The 23,811-nt window shown below is 68.2% G+C and carries 25 protein-coding genes and 1 riboswitch; of the genes, 11 read left to right on the top strand and 14 right to left on the bottom strand.

The features are described from left to right. Window position 1 precedes the first annotated feature (1 nt). Window positions 2–757, top strand: coding sequence for a thiazole synthase (locus tag HBE64_RS21705; protein WP_208300713.1), 756 nt, complete (start codon window positions 2–4; stop codon window positions 755–757). Further along, window positions 757–1,530 carry an SGNH/GDSL hydrolase family protein gene (locus tag HBE64_RS21700; protein ID WP_167106966.1) on the top strand — a complete coding sequence of 258 codons (774 nt, stop codon included), beginning with the start codon at window positions 757–759 and terminating at the stop codon, window positions 1,528–1,530. Before HBE64_RS21705 ends, HBE64_RS21700 begins: the two co-directional genes overlap by 1 nt. On the opposite strand, the gene HBE64_RS21695 is transcribed toward HBE64_RS21700, so the two are convergent. After that, the gene (locus HBE64_RS21695; RefSeq protein ID WP_167106963.1) at window positions 1,518–2,216 is read right to left on the bottom strand and encodes a TIGR03943 family protein; all 699 of its coding nucleotides are present in this window, start codon (window positions 2,214–2,216) and stop codon (window positions 1,518–1,520) included. The genes HBE64_RS21700 and HBE64_RS21695 overlap by 13 nt on opposite strands. After that, window positions 2,213–3,100: a permease gene (locus HBE64_RS21690; RefSeq protein ID WP_167109543.1), complete on the bottom strand. Its 888-nt coding sequence runs from the start codon at window positions 3,098–3,100 to the stop codon at window positions 2,213–2,215. Before HBE64_RS21690 ends, HBE64_RS21695 begins: the two co-directional genes overlap by 4 nt. Window positions 3,101–3,238: 138 nt before the next feature. On the opposite strand from HBE64_RS21690, the gene HBE64_RS21685 reads away from it, so the two are divergent. Then, complete coding sequence (locus HBE64_RS21685; protein ID WP_167106961.1) at window positions 3,239–4,765, top strand: M28 family metallopeptidase; 1,527 nt, start codon at window positions 3,239–3,241, stop codon at window positions 4,763–4,765. Between the two features lie 42 nt (window positions 4,766–4,807). Here HBE64_RS21685 and HBE64_RS21680 read toward each other — a convergent pair whose 3' ends face one another. From HBE64_RS21680 to thiC, 7 genes are all read right to left on the bottom strand, one after another. Then, the gene (locus HBE64_RS21680) at window positions 4,808–6,094 is read right to left on the bottom strand and encodes a uracil-xanthine permease family protein (protein WP_167106958.1); all 1,287 of its coding nucleotides are present in this window, start codon (window positions 6,092–6,094) and stop codon (window positions 4,808–4,810) included. A gap of 70 nt (window positions 6,095–6,164) precedes the next feature. Next, entirely contained in the window at window positions 6,165–7,385 is a 1,221-nt protein-coding gene (locus HBE64_RS21675) for an APC family permease (protein ID WP_167106955.1), read from the bottom strand. 192 nt (window positions 7,386–7,577) lie between these two features. After that, window positions 7,578–7,838: a hypothetical protein gene (locus HBE64_RS21670; RefSeq protein ID WP_167106952.1), complete on the bottom strand. Its 261-nt coding sequence runs from the start codon at window positions 7,836–7,838 to the stop codon at window positions 7,578–7,580. Window positions 7,839–7,856: 18 nt separating this feature from the next. Further along, window positions 7,857–9,341: an NAD(P)/FAD-dependent oxidoreductase gene (locus HBE64_RS21665; protein ID WP_167106949.1), complete on the bottom strand. Its 1,485-nt coding sequence runs from the start codon at window positions 9,339–9,341 to the stop codon at window positions 7,857–7,859. 104 nt (window positions 9,342–9,445) lie between these two features. After that, window positions 9,446–10,069 (bottom strand): alpha/beta family hydrolase, encoded by a 624-nt coding sequence (locus HBE64_RS21660; protein ID WP_167106946.1) that lies wholly within the window; start codon window positions 10,067–10,069, stop codon window positions 9,446–9,448. Further along, window positions 10,066–10,902 carry a bifunctional hydroxymethylpyrimidine kinase/phosphomethylpyrimidine kinase gene (gene thiD / locus HBE64_RS21655; protein ID WP_167106943.1) on the bottom strand — a complete coding sequence of 279 codons (837 nt, stop codon included), beginning with the start codon at window positions 10,900–10,902 and terminating at the stop codon, window positions 10,066–10,068. The genes HBE64_RS21660 and thiD overlap by 4 nt, the downstream gene beginning before the upstream one ends. Continuing rightward, window positions 10,899–12,482 carry a phosphomethylpyrimidine synthase ThiC gene (gene thiC, locus HBE64_RS21650; protein ID WP_167106940.1) on the bottom strand — a complete coding sequence of 528 codons (1,584 nt, stop codon included), beginning with the start codon at window positions 12,480–12,482 and terminating at the stop codon, window positions 10,899–10,901. Before thiC ends, thiD begins: the two co-directional genes overlap by 4 nt. Further along, window positions 12,473–12,588: riboswitch (TPP riboswitch) on the bottom strand. It overlaps the preceding gene by 10 nt. 136 nt (window positions 12,589–12,724) lie before the next feature. On the opposite strand from thiC, the gene HBE64_RS21645 reads away from it, so the two are divergent. The 3 genes from HBE64_RS21645 to HBE64_RS21635 all read left to right on the top strand — a co-directional run bounded on the left by HBE64_RS21645 (window position 12,725) and on the right by HBE64_RS21635 (window position 16,839). After that, window positions 12,725–13,579 (top strand): hypothetical protein, encoded by an 855-nt coding sequence (locus tag HBE64_RS21645; protein ID WP_167106937.1) that lies wholly within the window; start codon window positions 12,725–12,727, stop codon window positions 13,577–13,579. A gap of 179 nt (window positions 13,580–13,758) precedes the next feature. Then, the gene (locus HBE64_RS21640) at window positions 13,759–15,486 is read left to right on the top strand and encodes an MFS transporter (protein WP_167106933.1); all 1,728 of its coding nucleotides are present in this window, start codon (window positions 13,759–13,761) and stop codon (window positions 15,484–15,486) included. A gap of 105 nt (window positions 15,487–15,591) precedes the next feature. Then, complete coding sequence (locus HBE64_RS21635; protein WP_167106930.1) at window positions 15,592–16,839, top strand: DUF4010 domain-containing protein; 1,248 nt, start codon at window positions 15,592–15,594, stop codon at window positions 16,837–16,839. Window positions 16,840–16,854: 15 nt separating this feature from the next. On the opposite strand, the gene HBE64_RS21630 is transcribed toward HBE64_RS21635, so the two are convergent. Together HBE64_RS21630 and HBE64_RS21625 are read right to left on the bottom strand one after the other, a co-directional pair. Continuing rightward, window positions 16,855–17,202, bottom strand: coding sequence for a hypothetical protein (locus HBE64_RS21630; protein WP_167106927.1), 348 nt, complete (start codon window positions 17,200–17,202; stop codon window positions 16,855–16,857). An 88-nt stretch (window positions 17,203–17,290) separates the two neighbouring features. Then, window positions 17,291–17,575, bottom strand: coding sequence for a hypothetical protein (locus tag HBE64_RS21625; RefSeq protein WP_167106924.1), 285 nt, complete (start codon window positions 17,573–17,575; stop codon window positions 17,291–17,293). A gap of 137 nt (window positions 17,576–17,712) precedes the next feature. Here HBE64_RS21625 and HBE64_RS21620 point away from each other — a divergent pair, with 137 nt between their 5' ends. Beyond that, window positions 17,713–18,726 (top strand): NADP-dependent oxidoreductase, encoded by a 1,014-nt coding sequence (locus HBE64_RS21620; RefSeq protein ID WP_167106921.1) that lies wholly within the window; start codon window positions 17,713–17,715, stop codon window positions 18,724–18,726. A gap of 9 nt (window positions 18,727–18,735) precedes the next feature. On the opposite strand, the gene HBE64_RS21615 is transcribed toward HBE64_RS21620, so the two are convergent. Genes HBE64_RS21615 through HBE64_RS21605 form a run of 3 tightly spaced genes read right to left on the bottom strand, consistent with a single transcriptional unit; the run spans window position 18,736 to window position 21,065 of the window. Further along, window positions 18,736–19,566, bottom strand: coding sequence for an exodeoxyribonuclease III (locus HBE64_RS21615; RefSeq protein WP_167106918.1), 831 nt, complete (start codon window positions 19,564–19,566; stop codon window positions 18,736–18,738). A gap of 3 nt (window positions 19,567–19,569) precedes the next feature. Continuing rightward, window positions 19,570–20,472 (bottom strand): GNAT family N-acetyltransferase, encoded by a 903-nt coding sequence (locus HBE64_RS21610; RefSeq protein ID WP_167106915.1) that lies wholly within the window; start codon window positions 20,470–20,472, stop codon window positions 19,570–19,572. After that, window positions 20,472–21,065 (bottom strand): peptide deformylase, encoded by a 594-nt coding sequence (locus tag HBE64_RS21605; protein WP_167106912.1) that lies wholly within the window; start codon window positions 21,063–21,065, stop codon window positions 20,472–20,474. The genes HBE64_RS21610 and HBE64_RS21605 overlap by 1 nt, the downstream gene beginning before the upstream one ends. Window positions 21,066–21,192: 127 nt before the next feature. Between HBE64_RS21605 and HBE64_RS21600 the strand changes: the two genes are divergently transcribed. The 4 genes from HBE64_RS21600 to HBE64_RS21585 are packed head-to-tail and all read left to right on the top strand — an operon-like array spanning window position 21,193 to window position 23,796. Beyond that, window positions 21,193–21,501, top strand: a complete 309-nt coding sequence (locus tag HBE64_RS21600) for a DUF3263 domain-containing protein (RefSeq protein ID WP_167106909.1) — start codon at window positions 21,193–21,195, stop codon at window positions 21,499–21,501. A gap of 40 nt (window positions 21,502–21,541) precedes the next feature. Further along, entirely contained in the window at window positions 21,542–22,003 is a 462-nt protein-coding gene (locus HBE64_RS21595; RefSeq protein WP_167106906.1) for a LytR C-terminal domain-containing protein, read from the top strand. A gap of 10 nt (window positions 22,004–22,013) precedes the next feature. After that, entirely contained in the window at window positions 22,014–22,661 is a 648-nt protein-coding gene (locus tag HBE64_RS21590) for a superoxide dismutase family protein (protein WP_167106904.1), read from the top strand. Then, window positions 22,642–23,796 carry a glutamate--cysteine ligase gene (locus tag HBE64_RS21585; RefSeq protein WP_167106901.1) on the top strand — a complete coding sequence of 385 codons (1,155 nt, stop codon included), beginning with the start codon at window positions 22,642–22,644 and terminating at the stop codon, window positions 23,794–23,796. Before HBE64_RS21590 ends, HBE64_RS21585 begins: the two co-directional genes overlap by 20 nt. The last annotated feature ends 15 nt before the right edge of the window (window positions 23,797–23,811 follow it).

Genomic DNA, 23,811 nt, shown 5'->3' with positions numbered 1-23,811 from the left:
CATCAAACAACTGACCATTGCGGGCCGAACGTTCGGCTCACGGCTGATCCTGGGCACCGGCGGCGCGCCGAACCTGACGGTGCTCGAGGAGGCCTTGATCGCCTCCGGTACCGAGTTGACGACGGTGGCCATGCGGCGGGTCGACGCCGAAGGCGGAACCGGGGTCCTGGATCTGCTGAGCCGTCTGGAGATCACCCCGCTGCCCAACACGGCGGGCTGCCGCGGCGCGGCCGAGGCGGTACTGACCGCCCAGCTTGCCCGCGAGGCGCTCGGAACCGACTGGGTCAAGCTCGAGGTGATCGCCGACGAGCGGACGTTGCTGCCCGATGCTGTCGAATTGGTGCGTGCTGCAGAACAATTGGTCGACGACGGCTTTGTTGTGCTGCCGTACACGAACGACGATCCGGTACTGGCTCGCCGCTTGGAGGACACCGGCTGCGCCGCTGTCATGCCGCTGGGCTCGCCGATAGGTACCGGTTTGGGTATCTCCAACCCGCACAACATCGAGATGATCGTCGCCGCCGCCGGGGTACCGGTGATCCTCGACGCCGGCATCGGTACCGCCAGTGACGCGGCACTGGCGATGGAACTGGGTTGTGACGCAGTACTTCTGGCCAGCGCGGTAACCCGGGCGGCTGACCCGCCCGCGATGGCCGCGGCGATGGCCTCGGCGGTCACCGCCGGTCTGCTGGCCCGCCATGCCGGCCGCATACCTAAGCGGTTCTGGGCGCAGGCGTCCAGCCCGAGCGTGGTGTGATGGCCAAAAGATATGTCGCCCTGGGCAGTTCGATGGCCGCAGGGCCCGGCATCAAGCCCAGGGCAGTCGGCTCGCCGTTGGCCGCGGGCCGCTCGGCGCGCAACTACGCGCACCAGGCCGCCGAGCGGCTCGGCCTCGACCTGATCGACGTCACCTACTCCGGTGCCACCACCGCCCACATCCTGCGTGAGCGCCAGAACGGTGCGCCGCCGCAGGTCGACGCGCTCAACGGCACCGAGGATCTGGTCACCGTCACCATCGGCGGCAACGACGTCGGCTACGTACCCCTGCTGTTCGCCGCGACCATGCCGCCGCTGCTGCGCCGGCTGCCCGTGCTGGGCGCCAGCCTGGGCGAGCTACTGGACCCGGCGGCCCGCGAGCGGGCGCTCGACGCGGTCGGCGGATCGCTACGGGAGGTGGGGGAGGCCCTGCGCCTGCGCTGCCCGCGGGCGCGAATCCTGTTCGTGGACTACCTGACTCTGCTGCCCCCCGCGGGCGTGGCGGCTCCGCCGCTGCCCGACGACGTCGCCGACCTGGGCCGCCACGTCGCCGACCGGCTGGCCGAGATCACCGCTGAGGCGGCCCGGGACACCGGCTGTGAGGTGGTGGGCGCCGCGCACGCCAGCCGCGAGCACCACGCCTGGTCGGCGCAGCCCTGGACCATCGGCGCGGGCTCGCTGCTGGCGTGGTGGCGGCCGAAACCGTTCCACCCCAACGAAGCAGGCATGCGCGCGGTGGCCGACCTGCTCGTGGCGAGGCTTCAGGAACCGTAGGTGTTGGTCGGCGGGTCGATCCGCACCACGCTGGACACCTCGATCCTGGGAATCGAGTCGGTTCCCGAATACCGTTGGCCGGGTGGCACGGCGCCCTCGACCCGCACCCAGGTGTTGTCCGGCAACCCCGCCGCGACCGGCAATGCCGGCCCCGACAACTGCAGCCGGGCCAGCTGCGCGTCGGCGGCACAACAGAAGATGACGATCTTCGCCAGATACACCCGATCGCCGTCGTGCATCGTGAACCCGGTGACGGTGAGTTCGCGACCGTCCAGGCCGCCGACCCGGCCGACCGCCACCCGCATCAACACCTCGGGCAGTGACACCGTGGGCGCCCGACCGCCGGGTAGTGGCGGAAACGACTGCGCCTGAGTCACTGTCACCGTTGCCGGTGGTGTGGCCTTTGCGCTCAGCGGCGGCGGCACCACGAAGATCAGCAACACGACGGGGACCACCAGCAGCCAGACCACGCCGTTGCGGTGGGTGTGCCCGTGGCCGTGCTCGCCGCCGCCGCGGATGTCGCGCACGATGGCCACCAGCGCCAAACCGATCAACACCGCAGCGGAGGCGGCCAGCCACGGCAGCATCCCCGGCTTGACGTAGCGGGTGTAGGCGCCCGTCACCGTGACCATCGCCACGGCGATCCCGACGACCAGCAGCACCACGTTCTCCGTCTCGCGCCTCACAACAGCACCAACCCCACCGCTGTCGCCAACACGGCGGCGACCACCAGGGTGACCGGCGCGAACCGCAGCGCGAACGCCCGCCCGAACAAACCCGCCTGCATCGCAACAAGTTTCACGTCAACCGCCGGGCCGACCACCAGGAACACCAGCCGCGGAACCAGCGGCACCATCGTGAGGCTGGCCGCGACGAACGCGTCGGCTTCCGAGCACAGCGCCAGCACGAACGCCAGCAGTGCCATGGTCACCACCCCGAGCAACAGATGCCCGGCCACATGCTCGAACACCCACGGCGGCACCACAACCCGCAGTGTCGCGGCCGCGGCGGCGCCGATCACCAGATACCCTCCGGCCTGCAGGAAGTCATGGCGGGCGGCCTCGCTGAACACCGTCCAGCGCGACGCGTCGTCGTCCTCGGAACGCGGCATCCGGCGGGTGACCCACCCGGGCCGGCCCCACCGCGACCACAGGGTGCCCATCACCACGGCGGTGGCCAGCGAGGCCACGCAGCGGGCCAGCACCATCTTCGGCTGACCGGGAAAGGCCACCGCGGTCGCCACCAGGACCACCGGGTTGATCGCCGGGGCGCTGAGCATGAAGGTCAGCGCGGCCGCCCCCACCGAACCCTCGCCGTAGAGCCGCCGGGCCACCGGCACCGAGCCGCATTCGCAGCCCGGCAGCGCCGCCCCGGCCACCCCGGCGGCCAGCACCGCCACCGGGGTCTTGCTGGGCAGCCAGCGGGCCAGCCGTTCGGTGGACACGTAGGCGGCGATCAGCCCGCTGATCACGACACCGAGGACCAGGAACGGCACCGCTTGCAGGAACACTCCGCTGAACACGGTTCCCGCCGTCGCCAGCCGTTCGTTGCCCGCGACGCCGTCACGCATCCAGGTGCCGACCAGTGCGCACACCACCAGCCCGGCCACCAGCACCTCGGTCGAGGTGATCGCGGGGCGGCGGACCGTGTCGACCTCGGTCGGGGCGGCAGGGTCCACGGCGTCGAGATTAACCGCGCGGTGACCGGGATGCGAACGTCTACCCTGGGCGCAGTGAAGCGCACTTACCCGACGGTGATGACCTGGCTGGCCGTGCTGGCCGCCGCCGTCGCCCTGACCGGCTGCAGCAGACCGGCTGTCACCGCCACACCGGTCCCCGCCGGCAAGCCCGCCGCCGAGTTCGCCGAGGCATTACGCAAACAGGTCAGCGTCGACGCCCTGGTGGCGCACCTGCAGAAGCTGCAGGACATCGCCAACGCCAACAACGGCACGCGGGCGGTGGGAACGCCGGGGTTCGACGCCAGCATCGACTATGTCGCCGGTGTGCTGCGCGGCAAGGGCTTCGACGTGCAGACCCCCGAGTTCACCACCCGCATCTTCCAGACCGGCAAGACCGAGATGACCGTCGGCGGCGCCACCGTGGAGGCCCGTGCGCTCGAGTTCAGCCCGGGCACGCCGCCCGCGGGCGTCAGCGGCTCGCTGGTCGCCGCGCCGGCCGACGAGACCCCGGGCTGCGCGGCCGCCGACTACGCCGGCCTACCGGTGCGCGGAGCGATCGTCCTGGTGGACCGGGGCAGCTGCCCGTTCGCCGAGAAGCAGGCGATCGCCGCCAAGGAAGGCGCGGTGGCGATGGTGGTGGCCAACAATGTCGACGAGCAACATATGGGCGCCACCCTCGGCGAGAACACCGACGCCACGATCCCGGTGGTCGGGGTGAGCAAGGCCGACGGCCAGCGGCTACGCGCCAACCCCGGGCCGACCACGATCAAGCTCGAGGCGACCACCAAGACCGTCACCGCCCGCAACGTGATCGCCCAGACCAAGACCGGCTCGGCAGGCGACGTCGTGGTGGTCGGCGCGCACCTGGACAGCGTCCCGGCCGGTCCCGGGATCAACGACAATGGGTCCGGCGTGGCGGCCGTCCTGGAGACGGCCACCCAGCTCGGTCCCAATCCGCCGGTGAAGAACGCCGTGCGGTTCGCGTTCTGGGGTGCCGAGGAACTCGGGACCGTGGGGTCCACCAAGTACATCGAGTCGCTCACTGTCGAGCAGCTCAAGGACATTGCGCTCTACCTCAACTTCGACATGATCGGCTCGCCGAACCCCGGCTACTTCACCTACGACGGTGACCAGTCCACTGCACCGGGCCGCAACGAGACCGTGCCCCGGGTGCCCGAGGGGTCACCGGGTATCGAACGCACGTTGGTCGCCTACCTCAAGGCGGCCGGAAAGCCCGCCCAGGACACCTCTTTCGACGGCCGCTCTGACTACGAGGCGTTCACCATGGCCGGTATCCCCGCCGGTGGGCTGTTCTCCGGCGCCGAGGAGAACAAGACCGAGGAGCAGCAGAAGCTGTGGGGCGGCACCGCCAATGCGCCGTTTGACCCGAACTACCACAAGCCGACCGACACCCTGGACCACATCGACCGGCCCTGCCTGGAAATCCAGGGCGGCGGTGTGGCGTTCGCGGTGGGTCTCTATGCCCAGGACATCTCCGGCCGCAACGGCGTCCCGGTCCGTGACGACCGCACCCGCCACCTACTCACCGAACCCTGAGTTCGGTTCAGCGAGTCTGCGTGTAGATCGTGTTTTCTCGCGTCAGCGCGATCTGTGCGCAGACTCGATGGTCGGCCCGGAGGTCGCGCGCACCGCGCCTAGGGCCCGCATACCGTGGTAGACCACCAACGCTGCGATCGAACCCAGGGCGATTCCGGTGAACGTGAGACTGCCGATGTGCCAGGTGAAGTCGGCGATGCCGATGATGAGCGCGATCGCGGCCGTCATCTGGTTGATCGGTAGGCCGAAGTCCACCTGATTGGTCAGCCAGATCCGCACCCCGAGCACCCCCACGAGCCCGTACAGCACGATCGTCGCACCGCCGAGCACACCGGCTGGGATCGCCGAGATCGCGGCGCCGACCTTGGGACACAACGCCAACAGGATCGCCGTCACCCCGGCCACCCAGTACGCCGCGGTGGAGTAGACCCGGGTGGCCGCCATCACCCCGATGTTCTCGGCATAGGTGGTGGTGGCCGACCCGCCGCCCAGGCCGGCCAGCACGGTGGAAACACCATCGGCGGCCAGGGCGCGTCCGGTCAGCGGGTCGGTGTCGACCCCGGTCATCTGGCCGACTGACTTCACATGGCCGATGTTCTCGGCGACCAGCGCGATCACCGCGGGCAGGAACATCGGCAACACGGCCAGGGTGAAGGTGGGCGTCTGGAACGTCGGTAACCCCACCCAGCCCGCTGCGGCGATGCCGGACGTGTCGACCTCGCCGAGCGCCAGCGCCAGCAGGTAGCCGACGGCGACCGCGAGGAAGATCGCCAGCCGGCCCAGGATGCCGCGGAAGAACGCCAGCGCCGCCACCAGCAACACCAGGGTGACGATGCCGACCAGCGGGCCCTTCTCGAAGTTCGTCTTGGCCGCGGGCGCGAGGTTGAACCCGATGAGCGCGACGATGGCGCCGGTGACCACCGGCGGCAGCGTCACCTCGATCCAGCGCGTCCCCACCACCTGCACAGTGACGCCGATCAGGATCAGCAGCACCCCGACGGCGACCAGACCGCCCAGCGCGCTGCCGGAACCGTGGGAGGCCACCGCGGCGGTCACCGGCGCGATCACTGAGAAGCTCGACCCCAGGTAACTCGGTAGCCGGTTGCCGGTGACCACCAGGAACAGCAGTGTGCCGACACCGGAGAACAGCAGGGTGGTGGCCGGCGGGAAGCCGGTCAGCACCGGCACCAGGAACGTCGCCCCGAACATCGCGACCACGTGTTGGGCCCCGAGGCCCACCGTGCGCGGCCAGCTCAGCCGCTGATCGGGGCCGACGACCAGGTTGTCGCCGGGCCGGGAGTCGACGCGCGTCCAAGTCAGCGGGATCACGGTCAGCACTCAACCGCATGCGGGCGCGACGCGCACGGTGATCGGGCAAGACGCTGTCCACCGGGCAGGCCTACCGCGCCCGGCGCACCGCGTAGACCACCGCACCCAGCACCAGCACCGCCGCCCCGACAACCACGGATTGCGCCGGCAGCGCGAATGCCAGCACCACACACCCCACCAGTCCAGCGGCCGGGATCACCCGGCGCAGCCCCAAAGTCCATGCCGAGGCATTGGCGATCGCGTAGTACACCAGCACGGCGAACGACGAAAAGCCGATCACGCCGCGAAGATCGGCTACCGCGGCCAGTGCGGCGACGACCACGCCGACCGCCACCTCGGCCCGGTGTGGCACACCGAAGCGCGGATGCACCGCAGCCAGCCCGGCGGGCAGATGCCGGTCACGCGCCATCGCCAGTGTCGTCCTCGACACCCCGAGGATCAGCGACAGCAGCGACCCCAGCGCGGCGACCGCCGCACCCGCGCGCACCACCGGCTCCAGCCAGCCCGCACCGGCCGCGCGGACCGCATCAGCCAATGGTGCTGCGGCAGTTGCCAACCGGTCGGGCCCGAGCACACTGAGCACGGTCACGGCCACCGCGGCATACACCACGAGCGTCAACCCCAACGCGATGGGAATGGCACGCGGGATCGTCCTGGCCGGGTCGCGCACCTCCTCGCCCAGCGTCGCGATGCGGGCGTATCCGGCGAATGCAAAGAACAACAGCCCGGCTGCCTGCAACACACCGAGCAGCGTCCCATCGCCGAGCGCCAGCCGCCCGGTCTCGGCCACACCCGAAAACCCCACGGCGACAATCACTCCGGCGAGAACAGCAAGCACCACCGCGACGATGATCCGGGTGAGGAGCGCCGACTTCTGCACGCCGCGATAGTTGACCGCGGTCAGTGCCACCACCGCGGCGACCGCGACCGCATGCGCGTACTGCGGCCAGACGTAGAACCCGACGGTGAGCGCCATCGCCGCACACGATGCGGTCTTGCCGACCACGAAACTCCACCCGGCCAGATACCCCCAGAACGGGCCGAGCCGTTCGCGGCCGTAGACGTAGGTTCCGCCAGAGGTCGGATAGCGGGCGGCCAGCCATGCCGAGGAGGTGGCGTTGCAGTAGGCCACCGCCCCGGCCAGCGCGAGGCCGACCAGCAGCCACGAACCCGCCGCTGCCGCAGCCGGGGTCAGCGCGACGAAGATGCCGGCGCCGATCATTGACCCCAGTCCGATGACGACGGCGTCGCCCGTGCCTAGCCGCCGTTGCAGATTGCTCACCGGCGGCATGGTAAGCCCCGAACATGAATGCGGACCGGTGTGGGAGCGCAGAGCGCCCCCACGCCGGTCCGGCACGGTCCCCCGACCCGGATTAGCGTGGCATCCTCGCGAGCCAACGACTTACGGCGTCGCCGTGCTCGATCAGATTAAGCCAAAATTCTGACGCGGTCGTAAACCTTGCTGAAGTTGTGACCTTCGGGCTCAGCGGTTCCGGGCGATGTTTGCGCCCAGATAGGCGCCGTAAGCGAGCAATCCGGCGACCGCGAGCTTGCGGGTCTTCGGCGCCACCAACGCCAGGCCGATCGCGGTTTCGATGCCGCCGTCGATGTAGGTGTGCGCCACGGTGTTGTTCGGGAACGCCTGGGCCGTCACCGACTCGTAGAGTGCGGGGCGCACGAAGTGCGACAGCCCGGTGGCGGCCACGGCAACTCCGGTGAGCTTGATCAAACCCTCTGCAGACATCGACGTCCTTTCGTGGTTCTAACTGATGTGGTAGTCGCTGATCGGATAGGTCGTGGCCTCACGCACCGCGGTACGCGTGGACATCGGCCGCAGCAATGTTGCCTCACCACTGGGATTGAAATAGTACGACCGCGCCGAGCCGCAGTTGCCGTTGGCGAACAAGGTGTCTCCGAGAAGCTCGGTCATGCGGTCGAGGTAGCGGCTGTTGGCATCCTCGGTGATCTCGAATGTGGTTGCGCCGCGGCGCTTGACCTCGCCCAGCAGGCGGTCCATGTGCCGCATCTGGTATTCCATCGAGTTGAAGAAGTTCAGGCCGAGGAACGCATACGGGCTGGCCAGGCTCAGGAAGTTCGGGAAGTACGGCACTGACACGCCCTGGTAGGCCTGGAACCGGGTCTCCCGCCACCACTTCCCGAGGTTGCGGCCGTCGCGGCCGATCACCTCGAAGGCCGGGAAGTTCGCTTCCCAGATGTCGAAACCCGTTGCCAGAACCAGGGTGTCGATCGCGGCCTTGGTGCCGTCGTTGGCCACGATGCCGTCGGCCTCGACATGGTCGATCCCGCTGGTCTGCAGGTGCACGTTGGGCTTGGTGAAGGTGCGGTAGTACTTGTTGGAGAACGTTGGCCGCTTGCAACCGAAGTCGTAGTCCGGGGTGAGCTTGCGGCGCAGTTCCTTGTCCCGGATGGTCGCGAACCGCCACATCTTGGCCAGGTCGGCGGCGGCGATGGTGATCCGCCCGAAGTGCTTCTGGCGCAGTACCCCGACGTAGACCATCCACTCGTAGAGCGAGTCGGTGATCGTGCGGATGGCCCGCTGCGTCAGCGGCACCCGGGCGAACAGCCGTTTGGCCCGCGCCGAGAACCTGATATCCACCTTGGGCACGACGTAGATCGCGGTCCGCTGGTAGACGGTGAGGTCGGCGGCATCCTTGGCCAGCTCCGGGATCACCTGCACGGCGGTGGCCCCGGTGCCGATGATGCCGATCCTGCGCCCGGCCGAGTCGAAGGAGTTGTCCCAGTCGGCGGTGTGGATAACTGTGCCTTCGAAGTTCTCGATACCCGGGATCTCGGGGGTCTTGGGCTGTGACAGGAACCCGGTCGCGGTGATCAGATAGCGCGCGGCCAGGCTGTCCCCGCCGGCCAGCGTGACCCGCCACAGGGCGGCGTCCTCGTCCCAGCGGGCGCTGTCCACGGCCGAGTTGAACCGCATGTGCCGCCGGATGTCGTACTTGGCGGACACGTCGTCGGCGTACTGCTTGATCTCGGCCCCGGTGGAGAACAGCCGGTCCCAGTTCGGGTTGGGCTCGAAGAAGTAGGAGTACGTGGTGGTGGGCACGTCGACGGTCAGTCCGGGGTAGTGGTTGACGTACCAGGTCCCGCCCAGGTCGTCCTCACGGTCCAGGATCACGAAATCGTCGAAGCCCAGGCGCTTCAGCTGGATTGCCGCGCCGATTCCGGCGAAACCGGCGCCGACGATGATCGCGTCGAACTGCTGCTCGGTCATGCAAAGACGGTACCTGACTCGCCGGTAACCACCCGGGACCAGCGCAGCCTCAGTCGATGGGACCAAGGTCCCCGATCGAGGTCACTCGAGTCGCCATACGCGCGCTAGGGCAGTGCCTTCAAGGCCGCGTCGACGGCCAGTGCGGGCACGTCGAGCGTCTTGGACCCCAGATCGTGGCGTGCCCCGCTGACCTCGACGATCTGCACGGGAGCCGGGATGAGACGGACGGCCTGGCGCAGTTCCTCGATGGTCCCGAACGGGTCGGCGCTGCCCTGGGTGAACACCGTCGGCACCGAGATCGCCGAGAAGTGCTCGGTGCGCAGCCGCTCGGGCTTGCCCGGCGGGTGCAGCGGATAGGAGAACGGTGTGAGCAACCCCACCAGATCGGGATGCTCGGCGACGACCATCGAGGTCTGCCTGCCGCCGTAGGAGTGCCCGCCGGCGATCACCGGGCCGTCGGCCAGGGTGCGGGCCAGGATGATGGCCTCGACGATGCCGTCGCGGTCCCCGGCCGCCGACCCCGACGGCGGTCCCTTGGGCCGACGCCGCCGGTAGGGCAGGTTGTAGCGCACCGCCAGCCAACCGCGGGACGCCCACTGGTCGCAGATCCGGATCAGCATCGGCGAGTCGCGGTTTCCGCCGGCGCCGTGGGTGAGCACCACCACGCCGGCCGGGGTGCCGGCCGGCTCGTGCGCGATGCCGTCGATGTCGTCCAGGCCCGGGCTCATGCTTGCAGCCGCCACAGCGCCGACACCGGCCCGTGCCCGGCGCCCAGCGGGTAGGCGGCGCGCAGGCACTCGGTCACCCACGCCTTGCCAAAGGCCACCGCCTCAGGCATCGAATAGCCGTGCGCCAGTGCGCAAGCGGTGGCCGCGCCCAGGGTGTCACCGGCACCGTGGTCGTGCCCGGTGTCCACGCGCGGGGCGTCGAACTCGTGGAAGTCGGTGCCGTTGTAGAGCAGATCCGGGCTGTGTGTCGACCCGCGCAGGTGGCCGCCCTTGACTAGCGCCCACTGCGGGCCGAGCGCATGCAGGGCCTTGGCGGCGTCGCGCTGGGTCTGCTCGTCGACGACGTCGATCCCAACGATCAGCCGCACCTCGTCGAGGTTCGGGGTGACCAGGCTGGCCAGCGGGAACAGCTCGGTGCGCAGCGTCTCCAGCGCCGACGGATGCAGCAGCGGATCGCCGTGCATGGAGGCGCAGACCGGGTCGACGACGAACGGGGTGGTGCCGGCCAGGCCCAGGTCGCGCCAGGTGCCCGCGACGGTCTCGATGATCGCCGAGGACGCCAGCATGCCCGTTTTGGCGGCCTGCACCCCGATGTCGGTGGCCACCGCCTCGATCTGCCCGGCGATGATATCGGTGGGAATCTCGTGAAAACCCTTGACGCCCAGCGAGTTCTGAATGGTGACGGCGGTGACGGCCACCAGCGAGTGCACGCCGAGCAGGGCGAAGGTGCGCATATCGGCCTGGATGCCCGCACCGCCCCCGGAGTCGGATCCGGCGATCGTCAGGACCCGCGGCGGGGTCTGGGTCGGCGGGGTCAACGGCAGGAAGTTCACGGCTGTGAGTTTTCCAGAGGGATGTACACCCGGTTGCCGTGTGCGGCGAACTCGTCGGATTTGGCCGCCATCGCCTCCCGGATGTCCTGGGTGATGCGCATCGAGCAGAACTTCGGGCCGCACATCGAACAGAAGTGCGCGGTCTTGGCCGGTTCGGCAGGCAGCGTCTCGTCGTGGAAGTCGCGGGCGGTGTCGGGGTCCAGCGACAGGGCGAACTGGTCTTTCCAGCGGAACTCGAAGCGCGCCTTGGACAGCGCGTCGTCGCGCTGCTGGGCCCGCGGGTGACCCTTGGCCAGGTCGGCGGCGTGCGCGGCGATCTTGTAGGCGATCACCCCGTCCTTGACGTCCTTGCGGTTGGGCAGGCCCAGATGCTCCTTGGGGGTGACGTAACACAGCATCGCGGTGCCGGCCTGGGCGATGATCGCCGCACCGATCGCCGAGGTGATGTGGTCATAGCCCGGTGCGATGTCGGTGGCCAGCGGGCCGAGGGTGTAGAACGGGGCCTCCTCGCACAGCTCCTCTTCGAGCCGGACGTTCTCGACGATCTTGTGCATCGGCACATGGCCGGGACCCTCGATCATCACCTGCACACCATGGGATTTCGCGATCGTGGTCAGTTCGCCGAGGGTGCGTAGTTCGGCGAACTGGGCCGCGTCGTTGGCGTCGGCGATCGATCCCGGGCGCAGCCCGTCGCCCAGTGAGAAGGTCACGTCGTAGCGCGCGAGCATCTCGCAGAGTTCACCGAAGTTGGTGTACAGGAACGACTCTCGATGATGGGCCAGGCACCAAGCGGCCATGATGGAGCCGCCCCGGCTGACGATCCCGGTGACCCGCTGCACGGTCAGCGGGATGTGCCGCAGCAGCACCCCGGCATGCACCGTCATGTAGTCCACACCCTGCTCGCACTGTTCGATCACGGTGTCGCGGTAGACCTCCCAGCTCAGCCGGGTCGGATCGCCGTTGACCTTCTCGAGGGCCTGGTAGATCGGGACCGTGCCGACCGGGACGGGGGAGTTGCGCAGGATCCATTCCCGGGTGGTGTGGATGTCGGCTCCGGTGGACAGGTCCATGATCGTGTCGGCGCCCCAGCGGATGGCCCACACCATCTTGTCGACCTCTTCGCCGATCGACGACGTCACCGCGGAGTTGCCGATGTTGGCGTTGACCTTCACCCCGAACGCTTTGCCGATGATCATCGGTTCGGATTCGGGGTGGTTGTGGTTGGCCGGGATCACCGCGCGACCGGCCGCGACCTCCGAGCGCACCAGCTCGGCGGGCACGCCTTCGCGGGCGGCGATGAAGGCCATCTCCGCGGTGATCTCGCCGGTGCGTGCCCTTTGCAGCTGTGTCCCGCGGTCGGTGACCACGCCCGCTCGGGGCGCCAGCCCGGCGCGCAGGTCGATCACGGCGTTCGGGTCGGTGTACGGCCCGGAGGTGTCGTACAGGTCGAGGTGCTCGCCGTCGGCGGTGCTCACCCGGCGAAACGGAACCCGGGCGCCGTCCTCGAGCTGGAGGTACCCCTTCACGCTGCCCGCGATGGGGCCCGTGGTGACGGTGGGGTCGACAAAAAGTTCGGTCATCGTGCACTCCCTACGCCGGCATTACCCGGACAGGTTCATACGGTCGACGGCACCTGGTCAGCCGTCCTCTCAGCGCACTGAGGCGTGCGCTCCCGTGTGTGGTTGTATTCCGCCGCCCACAGTAGCCCAGGCCGCGGCGGGCGGCCGAGCAACGAGTTTCACGTTTCGCAGCGGCCCACTCGACCTTTCGCTGCAGAAGGTGAAAGTCGATCGGTGTCGGTGCCCGGTGACAGGCTCCCGCCATGGCCGAGCGGGAGGTGTTCATCGGACGTGAGGCGCTGACGGATGGTCGGCTCACCAGGAGTGAGCTGGCCCGCTGGTACCAGCCGCTTTTCCGGGGTGTGTACATGCCCAAGGGCTCGGCCGTCACGCTGTGGGATCGGGCGAAGGCGGCGTGGTTGGCGACTGGCTGTCAGGCCGTGGTCACCGGCGTGGTGGCGTCCGGACTGTACGGCGCGAACTGGGTCGACGCGCACACCCCCGTCGAACTGATATCACCGCGTCACGCGCGGCCCCAACCAGGCCTGGTGGTCCGGCAGGAGTCGATCGCACCAGATGAGGTCACCAAAGTTTCGGGTATCCCCGTTGTCGTGCGGGCCCGAGCGGCATTCGATCTCGGCAGGCACCTGGGGCGCGGTGAATCGATCGCGCGGTTGGACGCGCTGATGCGCAATCAAGTGTTCTCATCCGAGGATGTGGTGCTCCTGGCCAAGCGTTATCCCGGAGTGCGCGGTCTGAAACGGCTGGCCGAGGTGCTGCCCCTCGTGGACGGCGGAGCGGCCTCGCCGCAGGAGACAAGGCTGCGGCTGTTGTACGTCGATGCGGGTCTCCCGCGTCCCGAAACCCAGGTACCGGTTTTCGACGGCAGGCGGGCGGTGCGGATTCTCGACCTGGGGTGGGAGCGTTTTCGGGTCGGCTCGGAGTACGACGGCGATGTGCACCGCACGGACCGCCGCTCCTACGTGAAGGACGTGCGACTACGCCCGGTCATGGAAAGTCTTGGTTGGGCGGTCGATCACGTCATCAAGGAACATAGCGATGACGAGATCGTCGAACGCACCCGGCGAAATCTCCTGTCGCGCGGCTGGAAGCCCTAAGCAAGGGCGGGCCCGGATCGAGTTTCACGTTTTGCGCGGGTCTACTCGGTCTTTCGCGGCGAAAGGTGAAATTCGACGCGGATTGGCCTGAAAAGATTTGTATAGCTAACATATGCGTTATTGCGCCGTGGGCGCCTGATGCTGCTACTGATTGATTGCACACGAAACGAGATAGGCCCGTGACCACCGAGATCGACGCCGCCGATATCGAAACCGACCGCCGCCGGCGGCGGATGGACCACGACCATCCCCACTACAAGTGGGTCGTCCTGTCCAACACCACGCTGGGCATCCTGCTGGCTGCCGTCAACGCCTCGATCGTCCTGATCTCCCTGCCCGCGATCTTCCGCGGCATCGGGCTGAACCCGCTGGCCCCCGGCAACGTCAGCTACCTGCTGTGGATGCTGATGGGCTACCTGGTGGTGACCGCGGTCCTGGTGGTGCCGTTCGGCCGACTGGGTGACATGTTCGGCCGGGTCAAGATGTACAACATCGGCTTCGTGGTGTTTACCCTGGCCGCCATCGCGCTGTCGTTCGATCCGTTCCATCTCGATGCTGGGGCGATCTGGCTGATCGGGTGGCGAGTGATCCAGGGGATCGGCGGGGCGATGCTGATGTCCTCGTCGTCGGCCATCCTCACCGACGCGTTCCCCGCCAATCAGCGCGGAATGGCATTGGGCGTCAACATGGTTGCCGCCGTTGCGGGTTCGTTCCTCGGGTTGTTGATCGGCGGCGTGCTCTCCGAGATCCACTGGCAGGCGGTGTTCTGGGTCGGCGTGCCCATCGGCATCATCGGCACCATCTGGAGCATGCGGTCCCTGAAGGAACTCGGGGTGCGCAATCCCGGGAAGATGGACTGGGCAGGCACCGTCACCTTCGGCGTCGGGCTGACCGTCCTGCTCATCGGAATCACCTACGGAATCCAGCCCTACGGCGACTCGACGACCGGCTGGACCAACCCACTGGTGCTCGGCTCGATCATCGGCGGACTGCTGCTGCTGGTGGTGTTCTGTCTCATCGAACTGCGCGTCGCGGAGCCGATGGTCGACATCCGGTTGTTCCGGTCCGCGGCGTTCGGCATGGGAAACCTCGCCGGGTTGATGTCCTCGGTGGGCCGCGGCGGCCTGCAATTCATGCTCATCATCTGGCTGCAGGGCATCTGGCTTCCCTTGCACGGCTACAGCTTTGAATCCACCCCGCTGTGGGCGGGCATCTATCTACTGCCCGCCACATTCGGGTTCCTCGCCGCCGCACCGATCGCGGGGTCGCTGGCCGACCGATTCGGATCCCGGCCCTTCACCGTCGGCGGCATGGTACTGATGGCGGTGACGTTCGTGGCGCTGCTGATGATCCCGGTGAACTTCAACTACTGGGTGTTCGCCGTGCTGGTGTTCCTCAACGGTCTCGGCGGCGGCATCTTCACCGCGCCCAACACCGCAGCGATCATGTCCAGTGTTCCGGCCGCCCAACGCGGGGCCGCCTCCGGCGTGCGAGCGACGTTCTTCAACGCCGGCTCGTCGCTGTCGATCGGCATCTTCTTCTCCCTGATGATCGTGGGACTTGCGGGCACCCTGCCCGATGCGATGAGCCGCGGACTGCAGGCCCAAGGCGTGTCGGCCGCGGTGGCCCAGGACGTGGCCAACCTGCCGCCGGTCGGCAGCCTGTTCGCGGCATTCCTCGGCTACAACCCGATCGCCGAACTGCTTGCGCCACACGGCGCACTCAACCAGCCCGGTGTCAATACCGAAGTGCTGACCGGAAAGACGTTCTTCCCGAACCTCATCATCGAGCCGTTCCACGCCGGATTGGTCGTCGTGTTCGGCGCCGCCGCACTGATGATGGTGATCGGCGCGATCGCCTCGCTGTTCAACCCCGGCCGCTACGCCGAGGACTTCGTCGCCGACTAGTGGCGGCAGTCCGAATCTCCGCTGTCCCGGATGACTTTCGGCCCTGCTGACAGCAGCGGGTGCGCGCCTACCGTTGAACATCCCGGAGGGGCGGAGGAGTCGACGGTGACCTGGCAGCAGATCCAGCCGTTCCTGGTCGCTCTGGCGATCGGGCTGCTGCTCGGCTTCGAGCGCGAACGCAGCCACAGCCGCAAGCTGCCGGCCGGCTCGCGGTCGTTCGCGCTGCTGGCACTCGCCGGCGCCGTCGCGGCGAGTTTCGACATCCGCGTCGTGCTGGTCGGGTTGCTCGGTGTCGGGGCGCTGCTGGCGCTGGCGTACTTCCGCACCAGCTCCGACGATCCCGGGACCACCACCGAGATCGCCGCGCTCGTCGTGTATCTGCTTGGCGCGCTTGCCTACACCAAACCGGCGCTGGCGGTGGCACTGGCCGTGGTGGTCGTGGTTCTGCTGGTATCGAAATCCCGGATTCACCGGTTCGCCCGCGAGATCGTCAGCGAGATCGAACTCGAGGACGCCATCAAGTTCTTCGTGGTGGCGTTCGTGGTCCTGCCGCTGCTGCCGGACCGGTCGATGGGGCCCTACGGGGTGCTCAATCCGGCGAAGATCTGGCTGCTGGTGGTGCTGCTGACCGGCATCGGCTGGCTCGGCTACATCGGAGTTCGAGCGCTCGGCCCGCAACGCGGTCTGCTGATCACCGGCCTGGCGGGCGGATTTGTCTCCGCCTCGGCGACCACCGCCTCGATGGGACGGCTCAGCCGGACAGCTGGTATCCGCGCACCGCTGGCCGGCGCCCTGCTGGCGAGCCTGGCGACGTTCGTGCAACTACTCGTGGTGATCGGTCTGGTCGACCCCGACGTACTGAGACGGCTGTGGTTGCCGGTGGCCGCCGGGTTCGTCGTTCTCCTGGCAGTAGCGGTGCTCGTGTTCCGGGGCGGGACGCACCCGCAGCAGCCGGATCACCCGGCCGAGAACCCGCCGGCACCGCCAGACCGGCCCTTCGCCCTGCGCCCCGCGCTGGTGCTGGCCGCGGTGCTCACCGGCGCCCTGCTCGTCGGCCGTTGGGGCGCCGACGCATTCGGGCCGCAAGGCGCGGTTCTGGCGGCGTTCGCCGCCGGCCTTGCCGACGCGCACGCCGGGTCGGTGGCCGCAGCGAGCCTCGCCGCCAAGGGCGACATCACTGTCGACACCGCCCTGCTCTCGATCGCCGCCGCACTCGGTTCGAACCTGATTGTCAAGGCCGTGCTGGCCTTCACCGCGGGAGGCCGGCGCTTCGGACTGGGTTTCGTCGCCGCGATGGCGCTGCCGGCCGTCGTGTTCGGCGTCGCCCTGACCGTCAGCGTGATGCGGGGCTGACGCGGGCACCCGCCCCTATCGGGACTGCTTGAGCGGCGGGGCCGGGACGCCTTCGGCAACCCAGCGATGCAGCCGTCCGGCGGTACGCCACATCGCGGCCTGCATCTGGTCGGGGCCGATTTCGGCCTGCGCCGACATGGTGAGCCGGTCGGTGATCCTGGCCAACGTCAGCGCCGCCACGCGGGTGGTGCGATCCCGAGAGCCTCGCACGCTCTGCTCCAGCGCCTCACGAAATTCGATCAGATCGCCGATGGTGCGGGCCGCGGGCGCCGGCGTCTGCCGGCGATGGAACTCGATGAGCGCCTCGATGCATGCCAACGTCTGATGTGCAGTGCTCTTCGGGATCAGGATGTCCGAACTCATCGTCACCAACTTCGCAGTGCGGCCGACTCTTCCGTCAGCACACCATGCGGCGGCGAACACAACGTGACGTCCGGGATACGGTCCCGACTCACCAATCCGAACGGCCGGCGAGGATCAGGTCGTGCAGCGCGAACACCGGAACGCCGAGCACCTCGGACAGCTGGGTCGCGTAACGCCTGGCGATCCGCGGGCCGTCCCGCTGTTCGTCGAAGTCGCCCGTCAGGTCGACGGCGACGCGACAGCCGAACGTGTCACCGGCGGCCACCACTTCAGTGCGCAGCACACCCTCGGGCTTGGGCAGCCCCGCCGCGGCGGAACTCACCTGCTCGATGGTGGCAGCCCAATCGACGTAGACAGAAACAAACGATCCCACCCGACGATCCTTGCCTTCCGGCGCGGCGATGGCCACGCGATTAGCCCAATGTTTACCTGCCCGCCACAGTGTTCATGCGTCTCGATGTGTGGAAACCGGCCCCGGCACGGTCGTCGCCTTCGGTAGTTTCACTGACCGTGCCCCCGCTGACCAATCGCCAGATTCTGCTGCGCCGACGTCCGGATGGCCTCGTCCAACCCGAGGACACCGAGATGGTGTCGGTACCGGCGCCCACCCTGGCCGAGGGTGAGGCGCTGCTGCGCACCACCTACGTCGGCCTGGACGCCGCCGCACGAACCTGGCTCAACGACCAGCCGGGTTATCTGCCGCCGGTTCAGATCGGGGAGGTGATCCGCGCGGCGGGCATCGGCGAGGTCGTCGAAACCCGCTGCGAGGCGTTCACGGTCGGCGATGTCATCACCACACTGACCGGTTTTCAGGACTACGTCATCATCCGCGACGACATCTTCAGCACCCCGGTGCAGCGCGGCAGCGACCACCTGGCGGTGATGAGCATCTACGGTCCCACCGGTGCCACCGCCTACTTCGGCATGACCGACATCGGCCGGCCCCAGGAGGGTGACACCGTCGTCGTGTCGGCGGCGGCCGGAGCCACCGGGTCAGTAGCCGGGCAGATCGCCAAGATCGCCGGGGCGCGCGTCGTCGGGATCGCCGGCGGCCCGGACAAGTGCAAGGCCGTCGTCGAGGACTTCGGCTTCGACGCGTGCATCGACTACAAGAACGAAGACGTCCGCGCCGCCCTCAAGAAGCATTGCCCCAAGGGCGTCAACGTGTACTTCGACAACGTCGGCGGCCCGATCCTCGACGCCGTGCTCGGCAGGCTCGCCATGAAGGCGCGGGTGGTGCTGTGCGGCGTGATCTCCAGCTACCTGACCGGCGAGCACCCCGGCCCGGCCAACTACGTCAACCTGCTGTCCAAGACCGCCTCGATGCAGGGTTTCAACGCCCTGGACATGTGGGACCGGTTCGAGCAGGCCTACACCGACCTTCGCCGCTGGGAGGCCGAGGGCCTGCTGGTGCACCGCGAGACGGTCTTCGAAGGCCTCGAGAGGTGCGTCGATGCGCTCAACGGTCTGTTCACCGGCGCCAACATCGGCAAGATGCTGGTGAAGCTCAACGAGCCGAGCTGAGCGGCTGCCTCAGCGCTGCAGGTCCACCAGCACCGGCGCGTGGTCGCTGGGTGCGGGGTCGCCCTTCTTGCCGGGCCGGCGCTCGTCTTTCACGATCTCGCCGTGTACCACCCGCTGCGCCAACGCCGGTGAGCCGAGGATGAAGTCGATGCGCATACCGCGGCGCTTCTGAAAAGCCAGCTGCGTGTAATCCCAGTAGGTGTAGACACCCGGGCCCGGGGTGAACGGACGCACCACATCGGTGAATCGAGTGTCGACGATCGCGTTGAACGCCGCGCGTTCGGCGTCGGAGACGTGCGTGGAGTTCTCGAAAACCGAGATGTCCCAGACGTCCTCGTCAGTCGGTGCGATATTCCAGTCGCCGACCAGGGCGACCTGAGCAGCCGGATCGCGCTGCAGCCACGAATCAGCCGTATTCCGCAAGGCGGCAAGCCATTCCAGCTTGTACCGATAGTGCGGGTCGTCCAGGGTGCGCCCGTTGGGGACGTACAGGCTCCACACCTGGACGCCCGCGCAGGTCGCCGCCAGCGCACGAGCCTCGGCCTTGGCGTCCACGCCGTCCTTGCTCCATGACGGCTGGCCGTCGAAGCCCACCTGCACGTCGTCCAGGCCGACCCGGGAAGCGATCGCCACCCCGTTCCACTGGTTGAAGCCGCAGTGCACCACCTCGTAGCCGGCCTCCAGGAACGGCATCGTGGGGAACTGGTCGTCGGAGCACTTGGTCTCCTGCATGGCCAGCACGTCGACGTCGCCGCGCTGCAGCCAGTCGACCACCCGGCCCACCCGGGTCCGGATGGAGTTCACGTTCCAGGTGGCGATGCGAAGGACGTCGGCTGGCATGCGCTACAGCGTACGACCGAGCACCGACCGGGCATCGACGTAGCGGTGGTGATGGTGCAGCACGAAACCCAGCCCGCCGTACAGCGCGATCGCCGGGGTGTTCTCCTCCAGCACCTGCACGTAGGCGCGCGTCGCCCCGCGCTGCACGCCCCAGCCCAGCAACGCCTGGCACAACCTGCGGGCGTGGCCGCGACGGCGGTGCCCTTCGGGCACGTGCACCGCGGAGATCCCCAGCCATCGGGTGCCGTCCGGCGCGGACGTCACCGCGCCGCGGCCCACCGCCGCACCGGCCGTGGTGGCAAAGACCACCTCGCCGTCGACGACGGCGGTGAGCACCCGCACCGGCACCTCACGCTCGTAGGTCGTCAGCCAGTCCGCATCCGGGCGGTCCTGGAACCGCACTGCCGCAACGGTATTGGCCTGCGTCAGCTCGGTGACCATCACCCGGGTGTGCTTGATCCCGGCGGTACGCACCGGCAACAGCCGATCGGGCAGCGCCAGCCACGGCTGCAGCCCGCGCTGCGCATACCAGTCGATTACCCCGCCGATCCCGGCGATGGTTGCCGAGAAGTCCAACGGCACAGCCGAATTGGCGCGGCTGGTGTAGCCGCCGCCGGCCCGCAGGAACCAGCCGTCGAGCCAGTGCTGCTCGGAGCCCGGCCACGCCAGCGCTGCGGCGTGCTCGAGTGCGCGGATCTCGGAGGCCCGCACCGGAACGTCGCTGAGTTCGCGCACCGCGACGACGTCGGCGGGGTCGATGGACACCACCTCACCGGACTTGGTGCGCAGCACCACCGGGTCCAGGGACTGCACGTGCCCGATCACGTCGGTCATCGGCGCCGCGCTGCCCGCCGGCAGTCGGTAGCGGATGCTCACCCGGGCGCCGACCGGCGGCACGCCAGCCATCAGTGACCGAACGGGTCAGGAACCTCGCCGGGAACCCAGGACAGACCGGGCACACCCCAACCGTTGTGCTTGACCGCTTTCTTCGCGGCGCGGGCGTGGCGGCCGATCAGCTTGTCGACATACAGGAAGCCGTCGAGGTGACCGGTCTCGTGCTGCAGCATCCGCGCGAACAACCCGTTGCCCTCCAGCGTCACCGGCTGGCCGTCGGCGTCGAGACCCGTCACCTTGGCCCACGTCGCGCGCCCGCACGGAAACGACTCACCGGGCACCGACAGGCAGCCCTCGTCGTCGTTGTCCGGGTCCGGCATCGTCTCGGGGATCTCGGAGGTCTCCAGCACCGGGTTGATCACCACACCGCGGCGACGCGAGGTCTGGCCGCGGTCGTCGGCGCAGTCGTAGACGAACAACCGCAGCCCGACGCCGATCTGGTTGGCCGCCAGCCCAACCCCGTTGGCGGCGTCCATCGTGTCGTACATGTCCGTGATCAGATCGGCCAGGTCGGCGGGCAGCGAGCCGTCGGCACCCACCGCCACCGGAGTGGTCGGGTTGTGCAGAACTGGATCGCCCAAGATCACAATTGGTCTGACTGCCATGACCGGCAAGCTTAAGTGAGCCGACGCGCGGGCTCGGCTGCCGTCCCAAGTGATGCAACCGTGATTGAATGACGCCAACACAGGAAATCTCACGGTCAGAACTTTGCGAAAGGGTCCACGGAGCGAAATGGACGGCGCCATGGCACGGGCTGAGCGGTCCAACGACGACGTCGATCTGCCCGAGGGACTCACTCGCCGCGAATACGACATCCTGGCTTTCGAACGGCAATGGTGGAAGTACGCCGGAGCCAAGGAAGAGGCCATCAAGGAGCTCTTCTCGATGTCGGCGACCCGCTACTACCAGGTGCTCAACGCCCTCGTCGACCGTCCCGAGGCGCTGGCCGCGGACCCGATGCTGGTCAAGCGCCTGCGCAGGCTGCGGGCGAGCAGGCAGAAGGCGCGTGCCGCCCGTCGACTCGGCTTCGAGGTTCCCTGATTTTTCGGGTTGACCGCCGTGGCTGGTTAAGGTGGGGCCGATGAACGAGCGTGTCCCCGACTCCTCGGGCCTGCCCCTCCGGGCCATGGTGATGGTGTTGCTGTTCCTCGGCGTCATCTTCCTGCTGGTCGGATTCCAGGCCATGGGTTCCGGCGACGACTCCAGCGACGACAGCTCCACGTCCCAGACCGTCACCACCACCACGGCCAAGACCTCGGCAGCCCCAGCCGCCAAGGCTGACGTGCGGGTGTTCAACGTCAGCGGCGAGGAAGGCGTAGCCGGACGGATCGGTGACCGGCTGCGCGAGGCCGGCTGGAATGTCACCGAGACCAGCAACCTCGCCGCGCCGGGCCTGACCGCCACCACGGTGTACTACGGCACCACCGAGGGTGAACAGCAGGCGGCCGAGGCGGTGGCCAAGGTGCTCGAGGCGCCGGTCGCCCCGAGAACCCCGGAAATCGCCGAGCAACCACCGGGCGTGATCGTTCTGGTGACGGGATAGAGTTCGGGGCATGGTTAAGCCCGCCAGCCAGAGCAAAATTGCCGCCGCAGTCCTGTTCGTCGCTCCCGTCGTGTTGCTGACGGCCTGTTCGCCCAATGAGCCCATCGCGACTCAGCCCGGCACCACCCCGCCGGTGTGGACCGGGTCGCCGGACCCGTCGGCCGAGGCCGAGGCCCACGGTGTGGGTAAGGAGCAGGTCACCGAGACCACCAAGACCCTTAACGCGATCATCACCGGCGTGGACGGCTCGCAGCTCGCCGCCGCCACCATCGAGCTGTCCGAGAAGTTTGCCACGGTGACCGTGCAGACCACCGGTGCCGGAAAGCTGGCCCCCGGCCTGCACAACCTGCAGCTGACCTCGGTCGGCAAGTGTGAACCCAACTCGGTGGGCCCGGCCGGTGGTAACCCGGCCGACTTCCTGTCCGCCGGTGACCCGATTGCACCCGCCGCGGCGAGCGGCCCCTTGGTGCCGCTGCAGATTCGCGGCGACGGCACCGGGATGCTCGTCACCACCACGGACGCGTTCAAGGAAGAGCAGCTGCTCGACGGCGACAAGTCGGCCATTGTCATCTACGACAAGTCCGACACGACCGCGGCAGATCAGACCACTCAGGCCGCCGGCAAGCGGGTGGCGTGCGGTGTCCTCAGCGCCGGCTAGCTCACCACCAAGCAGACGCGCCGCCGCCCGCATCGACTTCGCGGGATCCCCGCGCCCGACCCTCGGCGTCGAGTGGGAGTTCGCCCTCATCGACGCGAAGTCTCGCGACCTGAGCAACGAGGCTGCGGCGGTAATCGCCGATCTGGGTGAGAACCCGCATGTGCACAAGGAATTGCTGCGCAACACCGTCGAGATCGTCACCGGTGTGTGCGACACCGTCGACGAGGCGATGATGGACCTGCGTTCGACGCTGCGCGACGTGCGCGGCATCGTCCGCGACCGCGGGATGGAACTGTTCTGCGCCGGTACCCACCCGTTCGCCGAGTGGGCCGACCAGAAGCTCACCGACGCACCGCGTTACGCCGAACTGATCAAGCGGACCCAGTGGTGGGGACGGCAGATGCTGATCTGGGGTGTGCATGTGCACGTCGGCGTCTCGTCCGCGCACAAGGTCATGCCGATCATCTCCTCGCTGCTCAACTACTACCCGCACCTGCTGGCGCTGTCGGCGTCGTCGCCGTTCTGGGGCGGCGGGGACACCGGCTACGCCAGCAATCGGTCGATGATGTTCCAACAGCTGCCCACGGCCGGGCTGCCGTTCCAGTTCGAGACGTGGCGGCAGTTCGAGGAGTTCGTTTACGACCAGAAGAAAACCGGCATCATCGACCACATCAACGAAGTGCGTTGGGACATCCGGCCTTCCCCGCATCTGGGTACCGTCGAGGTGCGCATCTTCGACGGGGTGTCCAACCTTCGTGAGCTCTCGGCACTGGTGGCGCTGACCCACTGCCTGATCGTCGACCTGGATCGCCGCCTGGACGCCGGTGAGCAGTTGCCGGTGATGCCGCCGTGGCATGTACAGGAGAACAAATGGCGGGCGGCGCGCTACGGCCTGGATGCGATCATCATCCTCGACGCAGACAGCAACGAACGGTTGGTCACCGAGGATCTCGATGATCTGCTGACCCGCCTGCAGCCGGTGGCCGAATCACTGCACTGCGCCGACGAACTCGCCGCGGTGGCCGATATTCCGCGCCGCGGCGCGTCTTATCAGCGCCAGCACCGGGTAGCCGACGAGAACGGCGGTGACCTGCGTGCCGTGGTCGACTCGCTGGTCGCCGAGCTCGACATCTAGCGTATGAGGAGGCGC

It is taken from the genome of Mycobacterium sp. DL592 (assembly GCF_011694515.1).
Lineage (GTDB): Bacteria > Actinomycetota > Actinomycetes > Mycobacteriales > Mycobacteriaceae > Mycobacterium.
This window is presented reverse-complemented; position numbering and strand designations above follow the sequence as displayed.